We start from the raw sequence: 17,043 nt of genomic DNA on the forward strand, positions 1-17,043 counted from the left end.
TGACGCCGACGCTTCGCGCGTCGTCGTCAGTGGATCATTCCACCCCCATGTGTCCGCGATCGTTGATTTCGCGGATCAGCGAGCGCAACGCGCTGACGATGCGCTCGGTCATTCCCTCAGGCGGACGCCGCTGCGCCCATACGAGTCCCACATCCATCGACGGCACGCCCGTGCTCAGATCCCGTCGCAGGATTCGCCCACCGTCGATCGACCAGGGGCGATAGACGAGGTCCGAGAGAATCGATACCCCATAGCCCTGCGCCACGAGGCTACGAATTGCCTCGATCGAGCGAGTCCGGAAGTGCACGACCGGTTCGACCTGCGCGGCGTGCCAGTAGCGCTCGACCGTCTGCACGTGTTCATCCATATCAAGCAACAGGAAGCGCTGTCCGCGCACATCGTCGAGCGTGACGCTTGGCTTGTCTAGCAGCGGATGTCCGGGGCTGGTCCACAGCCGGCGCGTCGAGCGCAGCAACGTGTGCGAGACGAGTCCGTCAGCCACGACGTTCGACACTAACAGCAACGCCAGGTCGACCTCGCCCGCCAGCACAGCCGCTTCCAGTTCGCGGCGGTCGCCCTCGATCAACGTGAGTTCGACGTTCGGGAAGCGCTTGGACAAGGTGCTGGCCACCGAAGGCAGCAGATATGCCGAAATCGTTTCGGTGACGGCCAGTCGCAGACGGCCACCCGCATCGTCTGGAAGCGTGCGGGCCTCTTGTAGTGCGTCGTCGGTGGCGTTGAGGATACGGTAGGCGTGACGCAGAAATCGCTCGCCGGCCTCGGTCGGCCGCAGCCCCTTCGCGTGTCGTATGAAAAGCGGTGTGCCGACGATCACCTCCAGATTCTGCAAGGCAATCGTCAGCGACGACTGCGACGCGCTACATCGCTCGGCTGCGCGCATCACCTGTCCTGTCTCGGCCACCGCCACGAAATACTCGATCTGACGCAGGGTTGGTTTCATTTAAAAAATCAATATTGCAAACTATATTTTTTATATTAGTAATAAAAGTGACGGCTGTATAGCATCGGAACATCGATTCCTATAGAGACGCATGAGACATGGTTCAGGAGGTCAAGCCCGGGTTCTGCACGTTGTGCCGCTCCCGCTGCGGCACGCTGGCTCGCGTGGAAAACGATGCGCTGATCGCGGTCGAACCCGATCCGTCGCATCCGAATGGCGCCGCGATGTGCCGCAAGGGCAAGGCGGCGCCGGAGCTGGTGCATCACCCCGACCGGTTGACTACACCGCTGCGCCGCACCACGCCGAAGGGGGCGGACGACCCGGGTTGGACGCCCATCTCGTGGGACGAAGCGCTCACCGAAATCGCTGCGCGACTGGGCGACATCCGTCGCGAGAGCGGTGCGCATGCCGTCGCGTTTGGCGTGACGACCCCAAGCGGCACGCCGCTATCAGACAGCATCGACTGGATCGAGCGCTTCATCCGGGTGTTCGGTGGCCCGAACACGATCTACGCGACGGAAATCTGCAACTGGCACAAGGATTTCGCGCACGCGTTCACGTTCGGGTGCGGCATGCCGACCGCCGATTACGCGCAGGCAGACGTCATCATGGTCTGGGGCCACAACCCCACGAGTACGTGGTTGAGCCAGGCGAACGCGATCGGGCGAGGGCGGGCGCGTGGCGCCAAGTTGCTCGTCGTCGACCCGCGCAAGACACCGCTTGCCGCCGATGCCGATGCCTGGCTGCCCGTGCGGCCCGGCACCGATGCGGCGCTGGCGCTCGGTCTCGCCCGTCGTTTGATCGACAGTGGGCGCTATGACGAGATGTTCGTGCGCCGGTGGACCAATGCGCCGCTGCTCGTGCGCAACGACAACGGGCACTTCCTGCGCGTACGCGATGTGGCTGCGACGCACGTCGGCGTGTCGCCGGAAGCCTTCGTGATCTGGAACGAAGCGGCGGCGGCACCGCAGCCGTACGAGACGACCCATGCGCTGAGCCGCGACGCGGCGAACCAAGCCGCCCTGCGCGGCGAGTTTGCGGTGATGTCCGGCGACGGATCGCGCATTGCCTGCCGGCCGGCGTTCGATCATCTCTGCGCGGGGCTGGCCGCTTACGACGCGGCGACCGTAAGCGCACTCTGCGGCGTTTCTCCTGCGCAGCTCGACGCCGCCGCTGACCTCTTCACCGGGGCACAGCGCGTCGCTTATCACGCATGGTCGGGTGTCGCGCAGCACGCGAACGCGACGCAAATCGAGCGCGCCATCGCGGTCTTGTACGCACTGACCGGCAGCTTCGACAGACGCGGGGGTAATCGCGTGATGACGCGTCAACCGTTGAATGCCGTCAGTCAGCACGATCTTTTGAGCCCCGAGCAGCAGGCCAGGGCGCTGGGCCTCGACGCGCGTCCGCTGGGACCGCCTGCGCGCGGCTGGGTGACCGCGCGCGATACCTACCGCGCGATTCTCGATGGCACGCCCTATCGTGTGCGCGCGCTGTTCTGCTTCGGTACCAACGTGCTGGCGTCGCAGGCGGATTATGCGATGGCGCGCGAGGCGCTCGAAGCGCTCGAGTTTCACGTCCATTGCGATCTGTTCGAAACGCCGTCGGCGCGTTTCGCCGATATCGTGCTACCGGTGAACACGCCATGGGAACGCGAAGGCTTGCGCGCCGGCTTCGAGATCGACGATCGCGCCGACGCACTGATCCAACTTCGCCAGCGCATGGTGTCGCCGCGCGGTGAGTCGCGCAGCGACAACGACATCGTGTTCGATCTCGCAGTGCGCCTGGGCATGGGCGACGCCTTCTTCGGCGGCAGTCTCGATGCCGGCTGGAATCATCAACTCGCCCCGCTCGGGCTCGACGTGCAGACGTTGCGCGCGCATCCCGAGGGCATTTCGCGTCCGCAGCCGCAATATGAGCGCAAATACGCGCGCACCGAGGCCGGCGATGTGCGCGGCTTCGCCACCGAAACGCGGCGTGTCGAGCTGTATTCCGAGCATCTGCTGCGTCACGGATATCCGCCGGTACCGGCGCATGTGGCGCCCCGTGCCGTGAGCGACGATGAGGCGCTGCGCTTCCCGTTGCTGCTCGGTTCGACCAAGAACGGCTACTACTGCCACAGTCAGCATCGCGGACTCGCGAGCCTGCGCATGCGCGCCCCCGATCCCGTGGTGCATCTGCATCCGACGCTGGCGGCGCGCAGGCACATCGCCGAAGGCGATTGGGTGCGCGTGACGACGCCGGCCGGGGTCGCGCGCTTTCGCGCGGCGTTCGATGCCGGATTGGGCCTCGACGTGCTGCTTGCCGAATACGGCTGGTGGCAGGCTTGCGACAGCGTGGGACGTGACGGTTTCGCGATGGCGGGCGATCAGTCGAGCAACTTCAACGCACTGGTGACGACGCAGGACATCGATCCGATCAGCGGTGCATCGCCGTTGCGCTCGTTTCGATGCGACGTTGCGCGCGATCCGGCGAGCAATCCGGCCCGCCGCCCATGGGACGGCATGGCGCGCTTTCGCATTGCCGCGCTCGATGCCGCGGCCGAGGGGGTGTGCGCCATCGCGCTCGATCCGCTCGACGACGTGGGGCTACCCGACTATCTGCCGGGGCAGCACGTTACCGTGCGCGTATCGATTCCCGGGCAAGGGCAGCCCGTAACACGTGCGTACTCGCTCACCGGGCCCTCCAGCGAGCGCGACCGTCGCGGCTATCGCATTGCCGTGCGTCATCAGCAGGGGCGCACGTCCGAGGGCACACCGTTTGACGGCCTGGTCTCGAGTTGGCTGAACACCGGCGCTCGCGTGGGCGACGTGATCGAACTGGGCGCCCCGTCCGGGCGCTTCGTCATGCCGCTGCGCAGCCGCCAGCCGGTGGTGTGTTTCGCCGGCGGCATTGGTATCACGCCGTTCCTCTGCTATCTGGAATCGCTGGCGGAGCAGGCCGAACGCGCGCCCTTGCCGCTGCCCGACGTCTGGCTGCATTACGCCAACCGCAATGGCGCCACGCACGCCTTCCGGGATCGGCTGGCGGCGCTTGCGCAGCGTCTGTCCAACGTGCGCGTCTTCAACTACTACGACGCGCCGCGCGAGGCGGATGTGCTCGGTCGCGACTACGCCTCGGCAGAACGGCTGTCTGCGGCCGTGGTGTCCGACGACCTGATCAAGCGACGCGCACGCTTCTACCTGTGCGGTCCGGCGCCCATGATGACGGCCGTGATGGCGGGGTTGGCGGCGCGTGGCGTACCCGCGTTCGACATGTTCAAGGAGGCGTTCCGTTCGCCGAGCGCGCCGCGTGTGGACGCCGGGGCCGCGTGGCCCGTTACGTTCGCTCGCTCGGGCCGCGAGGCTGTCTGGATGCCGTCGCACGGCAGCCTGTTGTCGTTTGCCGAGTCGCTGGGGCTGGCACTGCCAAGCGGTTGCCGTGTCGGGCAATGCGAGAGTTGTGCGGTGCGCGTGCTGGCCGGCGAGGTCGAGCACCTGGGCGACGTGGCGCTCGACGAGCCCGGCATGTGTCTGGCCTGTCAGGCCGTGCCGCGCGAAGCCATCGTGCTCGACGCCTGACATCTCATTTCCACCTCGACGAGGAGCTGTACTCATGAAATTCATCGACGCCGACGCCACTCGCGAGGCATTGGCTTTCGGCCCGTTGCTCGACGCGCTTCGTAGCCTGTTCGTCACCGGATGCGACGTGCCGCTGCGCCACACGCACGTCATCTCGGAATCGGGTACGCGCGATGCGATGACCGTGCTCATCATGCCCGCGTGGCAGCCCGGCGGTTATCTCGGCATCAAGACCGTCAACATCGCACCGGCCAATGCGCAGCGCGGCGTGCCGGGTCTGCATTCGACCTATCTGCTCTATGACGCCACGACGGGCGTGCCGCTGGCGCAGATGGACGGCAACGAGATCACGTCGCGCCGCACGGCGGCGGCCTCTGCGCTGGCTGCCTCGTATCTGGCGCGAGACGATGCGTCGCATCTCGCGCTGCTCGGCGCGGGCCGCGTGGGGGCGCTCGTGCCGCTGGCCTATCGTGCGGTGCGCCCCATCACACGTGTGAGCGTGTGGGATCGCGATGCGCAGGCGTCCGGGCGTCTGGTCGATCGCCTGCGTGCACAAGGTCTCGACGCGGTCGTGTGTCATACCGCGAAGTCGGCCGTCGAGGGCGCGGACATCGTCACCTGCGCAACGCTGGCGACCGAGCCCGTCGTGCAGGGCGACTGGTTGGCGCCGGGCGTCCATCTGGATCTGATTGGCAGCTTTACGCCGCAGATGCGCGAAGCCGACGATCTCTGCTTTGCCGGCGCTTCGTTGTACGTCGACACCGACGAAGCGCTGGCCAAATCGGGGGAGTTGCTCGGACCGATGTCGCGAGGCGTGTTCACCGCGTCGGACGTGCGCGGCACGCTGGCCGACCTGTGTCGCGCAGGACGCGGATGTCGCAGCGGCGAGGGTGAGCGCACGGTATTCAAGGCCGTAGGGACAGCGCTGGAAGATCTCGCGGCCGCCACGCTCGTCTGGCAGGCGACTCAACACGCTTGACGCGACGCAGGCAGCGGGCGATGGACGACGGCGGCGATGAAAGGTCGCTGCCGCAGGGCTGGGGACGGGGCGCGCATCGCGAGGTGCGGCGGTGCCGATCATGACAAACCTAAGGGAACACAGGCAATGAAACCGGGAAATTCACTTTCGAGCATGTCGGAGACGCCGCAGGACGGCGGACTTCTGGAACGTCTGGCGGCGGCGGTCACGCGTTGGTCCGAGCGCTGGTTTCCGGACGCCTATCTTTTCGCGGCGCTTGCCGTCATCGTATGCGCGGGCGGCGCGCTCGCCATCGGTGTCCCGGCGGTCAAAGTGGGCGTGGCCTTTGGCGACGGTTTCTGGAGCCTGATCCCGTTCACGATGCAGATGGCCATCGTGGCGATCTCGGGCTATGTGGTGGCCGTCTCGCCGCCCGCGGCGTTGCTCATCCGCAAGATGGCCACGCTGCCGCGCAGCGGTCGTAGCGCGGTGGCGTATGTGGCATTTGTGAGTATCGTGCTCTCGCTGTTCAACTGGGCCATCAGCCTGGTCTTCGCCGGCCTGCTGGTGCGCGCGATTGCGCGCCGCGACGACATTCGCATGGACTACCGTGCGGGGGGCGCCGCGGCGTATCTGGGCATGGGGGCGACGTGGGCGCTCGGCCTGAGTTCGTCGGCGGCGCAGTTGCAGGCCAACCCGGCAAGCTTGCCGAAGGCGCTGGTCGAGATCACCGGCGTCATTCCGTTCGCCGACACCATCTTCCTGCCGCAATCGATGGCGATTGCCGCCGTGCTGACGGTGGTGTCGGTGGCGCTGGCTTACTACTCGGCACCGCGCGACGACCGCGCAACCATCGCGGCCGACCTCGGTGTGTCGCTCGACGATATGGCAAAGCCTTACGTGCGTGCGCAACGCCCAGGAGATTGGCTTGAATACAGCCCGGTAGTCACGGTGCTGATCGTGGCGCTGGGCGTGCTCTGGATCGGACATGAGTTCACGACAAAGGATCCGCTGCTGGCGATCTCCAATCTGAACACTTACAACTTCGTGTTCCTGATGTTGGGCATGTTGCTGAACTGGCGTCCCCGCCGGTTTCTCGATGCGATCGCGAAGTCGGTGCCGTCCGTGGCGGGCGTGCTGATCCAGTTCCCGCTCTACGGCGGCATTGCCTATCTGCTGACCAAAGCGCCGGGCATCGACGGGGCGACGCTTTCGCACCACCTGTCGAGCTTCTTCGTGGCGATCTCGTCGCAGACGTCTTTCCCGGGCGTGATGGGCGTGTATTCGGCGGTACTGGGCTTCTTCGTGCCGTCGGGCGGCGGCAAGTGGATCATCGAGGCTCCGTATGTGATGCAGGCAGCCAACGACCTGCATGTGCACCTGGGGTGGGCGGTGACCGTGTACAACGCAGCCGAAGCGCTGCCGAATCTGATCAATCCGTTTTGGATGCTCCCGCTGCTGGGGGTGCTAGGTCTGCGCGCGCGCGACATTGTCGGATATACGTTCACGCAGTTGTTGGTGCACTTCCCCGTGGTCATTGTCATGCTGTGGCTGCTCGCGCAGACATTGACGTATCACCCGCCGGTCATGCCGTGAGGTGTAGGTTGTCGCGCGAACTTCGGAGGTCGAAGCGGATTGCGATTGGCGCTACACTGTGCCCCGAAAAAGGTGATCCATGTCGCACTTCACGGGGGAATTCGAAACATGTCAGCCAGAACCTTGCTGATCGCCTGCCTGGCCACCGCAGGAATATCGGTGGCCGGTGGCGCGGCCGCTCAGTCCTACTTGCAGAGTGGCGATCTGAACAGCATCCGCCAGTCGAATCAGGCCGCGCCGGGTGGTCAGCCCGGCGTGGGGCTTACGCCGCCTGCGTCGACACATGAACGGGAAGGCGGCGTTGGCGCACGGTTCAAGCAGGGCATGGCGGAGGGTGAGCGGCAGGCACAACGCCAGCGTGAGTCGTCCGCGACAAACGATATGCAGATGAGGCAACTGACGGATCCGCAACGCGCGCCGCAAGGTCGTTTCCCGGGCGCGTCGACGAACGCGCAGGGTGCGGTCTACTTCAACGAGCAGGGGCCCACCGCTTGCAAGCGAGATCCGGTGTCGGGGCAGGTGCAATGTGGGGCGACCACCTCACGATAAGCGCCGTCTTACCGCTTTCGATTATCGCGATGCGACATCGTCCGGGCGGCACACCAACAGCACCTGTTGTCGAAGCCAGCGATGAACGGGGTCCGCGTCCATTCGGGGATGCCACATCAACGACACGGCAATCTGTCCTGTCGTCACCGGCAGGTCGAACACGTGGACCGGCGCGGATGAGGTTGCGACCCGCTGTGCGGCGCGTTGCCTCATGAGTGACGCAGGCACCAGCGCGATCAAGTCGGACGCCTGCGCTACGGACAACGCCGCCGGAAAGCTTGGCACCACCGCGACAATATCGCGGTGCAGACCCAGCGCGTCAAGCGCGACATCGACAGGCCCCCGCCCGGCGCCGTGCCGCGATGCCACGACATGCCCGAACGCAACGTATCGCTCGGCGTCCGGCGCGCCGTGCGCGACGAGCGGATGGCCCGAACGCACCACGCCCACGAAGTGATCGCGGAACAGCGTCTGCAGGCGAATTTCCGGGCCCATGTTGCTCGCCCCGCCGATGTCCCCCAGCACGCCGATTTCCAGATCGGCCTCCCCGCCTCGCAACGGCATCGCGGTCTTTTCCGCCTTGGACAGAAAGCGCAGGCTCACGAACGGGGCCGCCTGTGTGAGCGCGGCAATCAACGACGCGCCGAAGGCGTCGACGAAGCCATCGTTGGCGCGAAGCGTGAAGGTGCGGCGCAGTGTGGCGAAGTCAGGCGATGATGTGGCGGGCGCGAGCAGTAGGCGAGCCTCGTCGACGGCGCCTCGGCTGCGCGTGCGCAATTGCTCGGCGTGCGGCGTGAGCACCATGCGGCGACCGGCGCGAACCAGCAGCGGATCGCCCGTGGTGTCGCGCAAGCGGCTCAGCGTACGGCTCATCGCCGATGCGCTCAGCCCCAACCGGCGTGCGGCACTTGCCACGCTGACTTCGGCGAGCAGGGCATCCAGCGCTATTAGCAGGTTCAGATCGGGGTCGGTCATGGGGGCGACGGAACGAGATGTGGCGTTACGCGCATGTTATCAGTGCAACGGCTGCGTCTTCCGCCATGTCTTGCATCGACCTATAGTCCCTCACAGCACACGTCGTACCGCCTCCCGGCATTCCGTCGCGGACGTGCGGGCGACGTTGGATACGAGGAACGACGCATGCAGAACGAAACAATCTCCCAAGTTTCCCCGCAAAAAACTGTCTTGCTGTTTGGCGCATCGCGCGGTCTGGGCTTCGCAATGGCGCAGGCGTATCTCAGGCGCGGCTGGCATGTCATCGCCACGGCTCGGCAAGGGTCGTCTGGCGCGCTCGATGCGTTGGTTGATAGCTTGGGCGCAGCCGTCGGCGGTGCGCTGGAGGTCGAAACGGTCGATATCGCGATACCGGCGCAAGTCACCGCATTGCGCGAGCGATTGGCGGGGCGCCGTGTCGATTTGCTCTTCGTGAACGCCGGGGTGAAGAACGACGACCGTGAGACGATTGCCGACGTGTCGACCGAGGAGTTCGTGCGCGTTATGGTGACGAACGCGCTGAGCCCAATGCGGGTGATCGAGACGTTCGAGTCGCTTGTGCCTCCCGGCGGCACGCTGGGGGTGATGTCCTCGGGACAGGGCAGCGTCACGAACAACACGAACGGCCACTACGAGGTCTACCGGGCCAGCAAGGCGGCGCTCAACATGTTGATGCGCAGCTTCGCGGCGCGGCATGGCGACGACACGCGCACGTTGCTGCTGACGGCCCCCGGCTGGGTACGCACGGACATGGGCGGGGCGGACGCGCGTCTGAGCATCGACGAGAGCATCCCCCACCTGATCGACACCATCACGGCGCACGAGGGGCGCGCCGGACTGCACTACGTCGACTATCTCGGTCGTACGGTGCCATGGTGATGATGTGCCACAACGGATTGCTGCTCCCGCAGCGGTCTGTCGAGTGCAGCGTTCGGCGAAAGACGTTACCGCCGCGCACCTCCAGACGTCACTTCGGCTAAGATGCCAGCATCGACGTCGTGGCCGATGCGATAGCTCCGAGAGCGAGGCCGTTCGAGCCCGCCATTCCGACAATCCGGCAATGAAGCCATTTGGTAACGGTGGGCGACGCCTGGTCGCCTGCGCGATCGTGGGTGCGGCAAGCGTGTGCGCGGCCGCGGCGCTGGCGCAGCCGCCGCAGTACAAGAACGATGCCGAGTTGATGGGGGCGGCGATCGCGTCCCCCGAAGGTGTCGGCGAGGTGCTCGCGCGGCTCGTGCAGAAGTGCGGGCTCTATGGCGCGGCCACCCGAACGCACGGGAATGCGGCATTGCGCGCGTGGCAGACGCGGCACCGCGACTATCTCGCGGAGGGCCGGCGCGTGCGTGCCGAATTGCAATCCACCTATACCGATCCCGAAGCGCGCGCGCGCTTCGACGACTTGCTGCGCAACCAATTGCCGATGCTTGTCGAGCGCCAGTTTGTCGTCTATTCCCGCAGCATCGACGATCAGCCGACCGAGAGCGCGAAAGCGGATCTGTGCGACGGCTATTTCTCGGCGGTGGATGACCGTCAGTTCGATCTCAAGGTGAACGACCCGGCGCTCGCCGCGTTCTTCGACCGGCGAATTGCGGCACGTGCCGCGCCCGTCAGTGCGGACGATGCCGGGGGCGCCAGCCATCCGAGCGGGGCGGAGGATGCCGCAGCCAGCGCGCCCGCACCGGCGGCGCCGGCCAAGTGAGCACGGCTATGCGACCGCAGCCGTGTCGCCGTCCTCCGGCCGCTCGCCCGTCAGCAGATAACGCATGAGATCGCCCACGGGTCGAATGCGCTCGCCGAAGGGCAACGGGTCGCGGCCACGGAAGAAGAGTCCGCGCGCCACATCGCCACGCACCGCCTGGGCGAGTTTCAGATCGATGCAGAACTGCCCGATGCGCGCCACGCCATCGCGCAGCCCACAGGCCTGCAGGCAATCGAATCCTTCCAGACACTGCCGCACCTTTGCCTTCGCTTGCAGGGCGGTCTCACGCGAGAGGTACTTCTTCAGCCACGGTGTCAGCACTGCACGCGCAGGCAGCCCGGCCACGCTGGTGAACTCGGCAATGTCTTCCGGCCGTGCGCTCGCCAACACCGCCTTGAACGCCGGATGCGCGTCAGATTCCTCGGTCACGGCAAACGCCGTGCCCAACTGTACGCCCGCCGCGCCTTGCGCCAGCCAGTGCCGAACCTGCTCGTGACGGTGGATTCCGCCGGCCACGATCAGCGGTACACGGGACCATTCGATGCCGAGCGTCGCATAGATCTCGCGGCACTCGGCGAGCACGCGATCGAACGAGAAGCGTGCGTCGCCCAGCTCTTCGATGCGTGACGCGCCGAGATGCCCGCCCGCATGTGCTGGATGCTCGATGACGATGGCGTCCGGCAGGCGGCCCTTCTTCATCCACTTGCGCAACACGAGGCTGACGCCGCGCGAGTCCGACAGAATCGGGATGAGCGCGACGCCTGGATGAGACGCCGTGAGTTCCGGCAGGTCGAGCGGCAATCCGGCACCCATGACGATGGCATCGGCGCCGCTCTCGCACGCCTGTCGTACCAGCGATGCGTGTGCGCTCACCGCCTTCATGACGTTGACCGCCACCAGTCCGTGACCGTCGGCAATCGCCTTGGCGGCGTGGATCTCGCGGTCCAGTGCAATCAGGTTGACCGCCTCGATGGCCGCCTTCTTGCCCTCGGGGGTGTGAAGGCCGTCGACTTCGGCGAGCAGGTCAGGATGATGGTGGCGCAGATCGATACTCGCGATCGTCCCCATGCCGTTGTGCCGTGCCACCGTGCCGGCGAGCCGGTGCGCGGAGATGCCGATGCCCATGCCGCCTTGCACTACCGGCACCAGCCGGCGGCCGGCCAGCGTCAACCATTGCTCGTTCATGTCAGTTCCGTCCATCGAGGTGGGCTCGCGCGGGCGATGGCGCCGTGTGACGGCGCGCCCACGCGAAAAGGGCAGTCTGGCACCTGCCCCGCGAACGGGACTTGCGATGGGTCAAGCGCGGGCGCACTCAGACGGTGTGGAGCCTGCGGCATGACGTCGCAGCCGCTGGCCCCGCGTGTGGCCGCTTGTGAGCAGACGCTAGTCCGCGCCGGCTTTGGGCGGCGTGCCGCTCAGTTTCATGCCGAGGCCACGCAGGAACACGCGCAGCCCGTCGGCCTTTCCCAGTTGCGGACGATGACGGAAGACGTCGTAGTTGACGGCTTCAATCCGGTCGAGGATGCGCAATCCACCATGCACCACGCAACATAGTTCCAGGCCGAAGCGGCCCGGCACACGGTTGGCGAGCGGCGCGCCGCGCAGCATCATCCGCCGTGCGAAGTCGACTTCGTAGCGCATGAGCGCGCGCCAGCGCTCGTCGAACGCCTGCGCGCCGATGTCGGCATCGGTCACCCCGAACCGGGCCATGTCGTCCTGCGGCAGGTACACGCGCGCCTTGCGCCAGTCGACTTCCACGTCCTGCCAGAAGTTGATGAGTTGCAGGGCCGAGCAGATGTCGTCCGAGCAGGCGATGTTCTCGGGCGTGTCGAGCTTGAAAAGGGCGAGCATGATGCGCCCGACCGGGTCGGCCGAGCGGCGCGTGTAGTCGCGCAGATCGGCGAATGTCGCGTATCGCTTGACGTCGATGTCCTGATCGAACGCGCTCAGCAGGTCGGAGAACGGCTGGACCGGGAGCCGATGCTCGGCAATGACACGCGCGAGGGCCGCAAAGAGCGGCCTGTCGGGCGACGTGGGCTGTCCGGCGGCGATCTTGTCGAGTTCCGCCTGGTACGCCGCGAGGCCGGCGTGACGCTCGGCGTCGGACGCATCGCCCTCGTCGGCAATGTCGTCGGCCGTGCGCGCGAAGTTGTAGATCACGCCGACCGGCGCGCGCATCTCGCGCGGCAGCAGGATACTGGCGACCGGGAAGTTCTCGTAATGCTCGATCTTGGCGTCGGAAGTCATCAGGCGGGTGGGCAAATGGGGCAACGCGGCAGCGCTGAGGGCCCCGAGATTCTATGCTATCGTTCCGAATCCTGGCGGGAAAGTCGCGCCAATCCCCGGTATACTTCCCTCCTTGCAAGAATCCCCTGAGTTTTTTCCGTGGTGTCACCCCGTTCCCCTGCACGACGAGGAGCCTCGTGAGCGTCGCCGAACCGATCGAAATGTCGCCTGAGCCAAGCAGCGCACGCGTGGCGTCGGGCAGCAGTTTTTACGCTGCCATGCGCATTCTGCCGCCCGCGCAGCGCGAAGGCATGTTCGAGATTTATGCCTTTTGCCGTGCCGTAGACGACATTGCCGACGACGGCGATGACACGTCGGCGAGCCGCATGGCGCGTCTGGCCGCGTGGCGACGCGATCTGGCCGATCTGTACGACGGACGCCCGGCGCCGTCGCTCGCGAACCTTGCCCGCGTGGTCAAGCAGTTCGGCCTGAAGCACGACGACTTTCTCGCCGTGATCGACGGCATGGAAATGGATGCCTGCGGCCCCATCGTCGCGCCCGACCTGCCCACGCTCGATCTGTATTGCGATCGCGTGGCGAGCGCCGTCGGTCGTCTGTCGGTCAAGGTGTTCGGCATGCCCGAGCAGGACGGTATCGATCTGTCCTATCACCTCGGCCGTGCCCTGCAATTGACGAATATCCTGCGCGACATCGACGAAGACGCCGGCATCGGCCGCGTCTATCTGCCGCGCGAAACGCTGGCCGAGGCCGGCATCGTGGGCGCCACGCCGCAGAACGTCGTTGCCGCCCAGCTCGACCGCGCCTGTGCGCCCCTGGTGGCGCAGGCCCGAGAACATTATGCGAAGGCGCGTGCCATCATGGCGCCGTACCCGCGCCGCGTGGTGATTGCGCCCGCTGTGATGGCCAAAGCCTACGGCGCGATCCTCGACAAGCTCATTGCGCGCGGCTTCGCCTTGCCTCGCGAGCGCGTGCGTGTGCCGCGCTGGCGTCTCATGCTGATGCTGCTGCGGCAGATGGCGTTCTGATGTCGGGCACGGCTCACGTTATCGGTGCCGGTCTGGCAGGCCTGGCCGCCGCGGTAAGGCTCGTGAAGCGTGGCGTGCCGGTCGTGCTGCATGAGGCGGCACCGCAGGCGGGCGGACGCTGCCGGTCCTACTTCGACCGGCAGTTGAACGCGGTGATCGACAACGGCAATCACCTGGTGCTCTCGGGCAATACAACGATGCGCGAATTTACGCGCACCATCGGCTCCGAACACACATTGACCGGCCCCGATCGTGCGGAATTCGCGTTCGTCGATCTGACGAGCGACGAGCGCTGGACGGTGCGTCTGTCGGAAGGGCGCCTGCCATGGTGGATATTCGACAGCAACGCCCGCGTGCCGGGCACGAAGTGGTTGGACTACCTGTCGCTCGCGCCGCTGCTGCGCGCCGGACCCGACGCGACCATGACCGACGCGATGCGCTGTCCGCCCGCGCTTTATCAGCGCCTGATTCACCCGTTGTTTCTCGCCGTGCTCAACGCCGATCCGGCCGAAGGCTCTGCGCAGATGGCGGCCGCCGTTATTCGCGAAACGCTCGCGGCGGGCGGCAAGGCCTGTCATCCGCTGATCGCGAGCGAGGGCCTGGACGTGTCGTTCGTCACGCCCGCGCTGGCATTCCTGGAAGCGCACGGCGCACGCGTGATGATGCAGCATCGCGTGCGGGCATTGGGATTTTCGCCGGATGACAGTCGTGTGGAATCGATCGATTTTGGCGACGGACCGCAGGCGTTGGCGGCGGACGATGCCGTCGTGCTGGCGGTGCCGCCAAACGTGGCGGCTGGGCTGGTGCCGGATCTGACGACGCCCGACGAATACCGGGCCATCGTCAACGCCCATTTCCAGGTGCCGCCGCCGCCGGGCTGCCCGCCGATGATCGGCGTGGTGAACGGCGTGAGCGACTGGATCTTCGCGTTCGACGGCCGGTTGTCGGTGACGATCAGCGGGGCGGATCATTTGCTCGACGAATCGCGGGAAGCGCTCGCGCTGCGCATCTGGAACGAGGTCGCGCGCGCCTGTCAGGTACCCGCCACGCCGATGCCGGTGTGGCAATTGGTGCGCGAGAAGCGCGCCACGTTTGCGGCAACGCCGGCGCAGGACAAGCGTCGCCCCGGCGCGCGCACGCGCTGGCGCAATCTCGCGCTCGCCGGAGACTGGACGGCCACCGGCCTGCCCGCGACCATCGAAGGCGCGCTGCGCAGCGGCAACCGGGCGGCCGACGTGCTGCACCCCGCCTGAGGCTTGTCGAACCGTCTCGCGCATGAGCCGGGCGACAGAACCCGGCACCTATCGTCAATGACACTGTTTAACCGGCGCGTACGCCGCGCCGATCACACGCCTTTGAGTAGGCAAGAATGCCATGGACACGATACGCGATGCTTCCGAAAAGGAAGCGCGACGCACGGCCACTGCCACGGCCGTGGACCTCAAACTGCATACCGAGCTTGCCCAGAAGGTGAGCACGGCAATGGCAACGCAGACGCTCGAGACGGGTATCGACCGCTCGATCGCAGCATTGCTCGACCTGCAACAAGACGACGGTCATTGGCTCTTCGAACTGGAAGCCGACGCCACGATTCCGGCGGAATACGTGCTGCTGCGTCACCATCTGGCCGAGCCGGTCGACGCCGAACTCGAAGCGAAGATCGCCGCCTATTTGCGCCGCATCCAGGGCGAGCACGGCGGCTGGCCGCTGTTCCACCAGGGCAAGTTCGACATGAGCGCGAGCGTGAAGGCGTATTTCGCGCTCAAGATGATCGGCGATCCCATTGACGCCCCGCACATGGTGCGTGCCCGCGAGGCCATCCTCTCGCGCGGCGGCGCGCAGAACTCGAACGTCTTCACGCGCATCTTGCTGGCGTTGTACGGTGTGCTGGAGTGGAAGGCCGTGCCGATGATGCCCGTCGAGATCATGCTGTTGCCGCAGTGGTTCCCCTTCCATCTGTCGAAGGTGTCGTACTGGGCGCGCACGGTGATCGTGCCGTTGCTTGTGCTGCAAGCCAAGCGCCCGCGCGCCCGTAATCCCAAGGGTGTCGGTATCGACGAACTGTTTATCGGCAGTCCCAAAGACGTGGGTCCGCCCAGGCGCGCACCGCACCAGAGCCGCTTCTGGTTCACGTGCTTTTCGGGCGTCGATCATGTGCTGCGAGCCCTCGATCCGTTCTTTCCGAAAAAACTGCGAGAGAAGTCGATCCAGCGTGCCGTCGCGTTCGTCGAGGAACGCCTGAACGGCGAAGACGGCCTCGGTGCGATTTATCCGGCCATGGCCAACGCGGTCATGATGTACGACGCGCTTGGCTATCCCGAAGCGCATCCGAGCCGCGCAATGGCCCGCCGGTCGGTCGAGAAGCTCGTGACACCCGCCGATCACGAGACTTATGTGCAGCCGTGCCTGTCGCCGGTGTGGGACACCGCGCTGGCCGCGCACGCGCTGCTCGAAACTGGCGACAAGCGCGCCATCGAGCAGGCGGGCAAGGGGCTCAAGTGGCTCATTCCGCTGCAGATCCTGGACGTGCGCGGCGACTGGATTTCGCGCCGCCCGAACGTGCGTCCGGGCGGTTGGGCCTTCCAGTTCGCGAATCCGCACTACCCGGATGTCGACGACACCGCCGTGGTCGCCATGGCGATGGATCGCTACGAGAAACTCGTGGGCGCCTTCGGGAACGACACGGTCGACGCGAGCCCGCGACCGATGCGTCACGCGATCGATCGCGGCACGGAGTGGGTCATCGGCATGCAGAGCGGCAACGGCGGCTGGGGCGCATTCGAGCCCGAGAACACGCATCTGTATCTGAACAGCATCCCGTTCTCGGACCATGGCGCCTTGCTCGATCCGCCGACGGTGGACGTCTCCGCGCGATGCCTGTCGATGCTCGCGCAATTGCCGCCATCGCCGGAGCGCAAGGCCTCGGCCGATCTGGCGTTGAAATACATTCTCGACGATCAGGAAGCCGATGGCAGTTGGTACGGCCGCTGGGGTATGAATTTCGTGTACGGCACGTGGTCGGCGATGTGCGGCCTGCAGGCGGCGGGGGTGTCGCCGGCGCATCCGGCCATGGCGCGCGCGGCGCAGTGGCTCCTCTCGATCCAGAATGCCGACGGCGGATGGGGCGAGGATGGCGAGAGCTACAAGCTCGACTACCAGGGCTACGAAGCGGCACCGAGCACGGCGTCGCAAACGGCGTGGGCGCTGCTCGGCCTGATGGCGGCGGGCAAGGCCGACGACCCGGCGGTCAAGCGCGGTGTCGATTATCTGCTGAGTACGCAGAACGATGAAGGGCTGTGGGACGAAGCCCTGTACACGGCGACGGGCTTCCCGCGCGTGTTCTATCTACGCTATCACGGCTATCGCAAGTTCTTCCCGCTGTGGGCACTCGCGCGATACCGCAACCTGACGGTGCGCAACGACTGCCCGGTGCCGTGCGGGATGTGATCGCGCCC

Annotated in this window: 13 protein-coding genes; 9 read left to right on the top strand and 4 right to left on the bottom strand. The window is 66.1% G+C overall.

The window, feature by feature from the left end; translation table 11 throughout:
* Positions 1–34: 34 nt before the first annotated feature.
* Positions 35–961 carry a LysR family transcriptional regulator gene (locus OYT13_RS06565; RefSeq protein WP_261938932.1) on the bottom strand — a complete coding sequence of 309 codons (927 nt, stop codon included), beginning with the start codon at positions 959–961 and terminating at the stop codon, positions 35–37.
* Between the two features lie 98 nt (positions 962–1,059).
* Between OYT13_RS06565 and OYT13_RS06570 the strand changes: the two genes are divergently transcribed.
* The 4 genes from OYT13_RS06570 (at position 1,060) to OYT13_RS06585 (ending at position 7,624) form a co-directional block, all read left to right on the top strand.
* A complete protein-coding gene (locus tag OYT13_RS06570; RefSeq protein ID WP_268567491.1) occupies positions 1,060–4,521 on the top strand; it encodes a molybdopterin-dependent oxidoreductase in 3,462 nt (1,153 codons plus the stop codon).
* A 34-nt stretch (positions 4,522–4,555) separates the two neighbouring features.
* Entirely contained in the window at positions 4,556–5,500 is a 945-nt protein-coding gene (locus OYT13_RS06575; RefSeq protein ID WP_268567492.1) for an ornithine cyclodeaminase family protein, read from the top strand.
* 126 nt (positions 5,501–5,626) lie between these two features.
* On the top strand, positions 5,627–7,075 hold the full coding sequence (locus OYT13_RS06580; RefSeq protein ID WP_261938929.1) for a short-chain fatty acid transporter: 1,449 nt from the start codon (positions 5,627–5,629) through the stop codon (positions 7,073–7,075).
* A gap of 108 nt (positions 7,076–7,183) precedes the next feature.
* A complete protein-coding gene (locus OYT13_RS06585) occupies positions 7,184–7,624 on the top strand; it encodes a hypothetical protein (RefSeq protein ID WP_268567493.1) in 441 nt (146 codons plus the stop codon).
* A 21-nt stretch (positions 7,625–7,645) separates the two neighbouring features.
* Here OYT13_RS06585 and OYT13_RS06590 read toward each other — a convergent pair whose 3' ends face one another.
* Positions 7,646–8,599, bottom strand: a complete 954-nt coding sequence (locus OYT13_RS06590; protein WP_268567494.1) for a LysR family transcriptional regulator — start codon at positions 8,597–8,599, stop codon at positions 7,646–7,648.
* 165 nt (positions 8,600–8,764) lie between these two features.
* Here OYT13_RS06590 and OYT13_RS06595 point away from each other — a divergent pair, with 165 nt between their 5' ends.
* Together OYT13_RS06595 and OYT13_RS06600 are read left to right on the top strand one after the other, a co-directional pair.
* Positions 8,765–9,496: an SDR family NAD(P)-dependent oxidoreductase gene (locus OYT13_RS06595; RefSeq protein WP_261938926.1), complete on the top strand. Its 732-nt coding sequence runs from the start codon at positions 8,765–8,767 to the stop codon at positions 9,494–9,496.
* 181 nt (positions 9,497–9,677) lie between these two features.
* The gene (locus OYT13_RS06600) at positions 9,678–10,316 is read left to right on the top strand and encodes a hypothetical protein (protein ID WP_268567495.1); all 639 of its coding nucleotides are present in this window, start codon (positions 9,678–9,680) and stop codon (positions 10,314–10,316) included.
* A 6-nt stretch (positions 10,317–10,322) separates the two neighbouring features.
* Here the strand turns inward: OYT13_RS06600 and OYT13_RS06605 are convergent, their stop codons facing one another.
* Positions 10,323–11,501, bottom strand: coding sequence for an NAD(P)H-dependent flavin oxidoreductase (locus tag OYT13_RS06605; RefSeq protein WP_268567496.1), 1,179 nt, complete (start codon positions 11,499–11,501; stop codon positions 10,323–10,325).
* Positions 11,502–11,699: 198 nt separating this feature from the next.
* The gene (hpnC, locus tag OYT13_RS06610) at positions 11,700–12,563 is read right to left on the bottom strand and encodes a squalene synthase HpnC (RefSeq protein WP_268567497.1); all 864 of its coding nucleotides are present in this window, start codon (positions 12,561–12,563) and stop codon (positions 11,700–11,702) included.
* A 176-nt stretch (positions 12,564–12,739) separates the two neighbouring features.
* Between hpnC and hpnD the strand changes: the two genes are divergently transcribed.
* The 3 genes from hpnD to shc all read left to right on the top strand — a co-directional run bounded on the left by hpnD (position 12,740) and on the right by shc (position 17,035).
* Positions 12,740–13,588, top strand: a complete 849-nt coding sequence (gene hpnD / locus OYT13_RS06615; protein WP_268567498.1) for a presqualene diphosphate synthase HpnD — start codon at positions 12,740–12,742, stop codon at positions 13,586–13,588.
* Positions 13,588–14,841 (top strand): hydroxysqualene dehydroxylase HpnE, encoded by a 1,254-nt coding sequence (gene hpnE, locus OYT13_RS06620; RefSeq protein ID WP_261938922.1) that lies wholly within the window; start codon positions 13,588–13,590, stop codon positions 14,839–14,841. Before hpnD ends, hpnE begins: the two co-directional genes overlap by 1 nt.
* A gap of 229 nt (positions 14,842–15,070) precedes the next feature.
* Positions 15,071–17,035 (top strand): squalene--hopene cyclase, encoded by a 1,965-nt coding sequence (gene shc / locus OYT13_RS06625; RefSeq protein WP_261939900.1) that lies wholly within the window; start codon positions 15,071–15,073, stop codon positions 17,033–17,035.
* Positions 17,036–17,043 lie beyond the last annotated feature (8 nt).

This window comes from Pandoraea sp. XJJ-1 (assembly GCF_026802345.1).
Classification (GTDB): Bacteria; Pseudomonadota; Gammaproteobacteria; order Burkholderiales; family Burkholderiaceae; genus Pandoraea; species Pandoraea cepalis.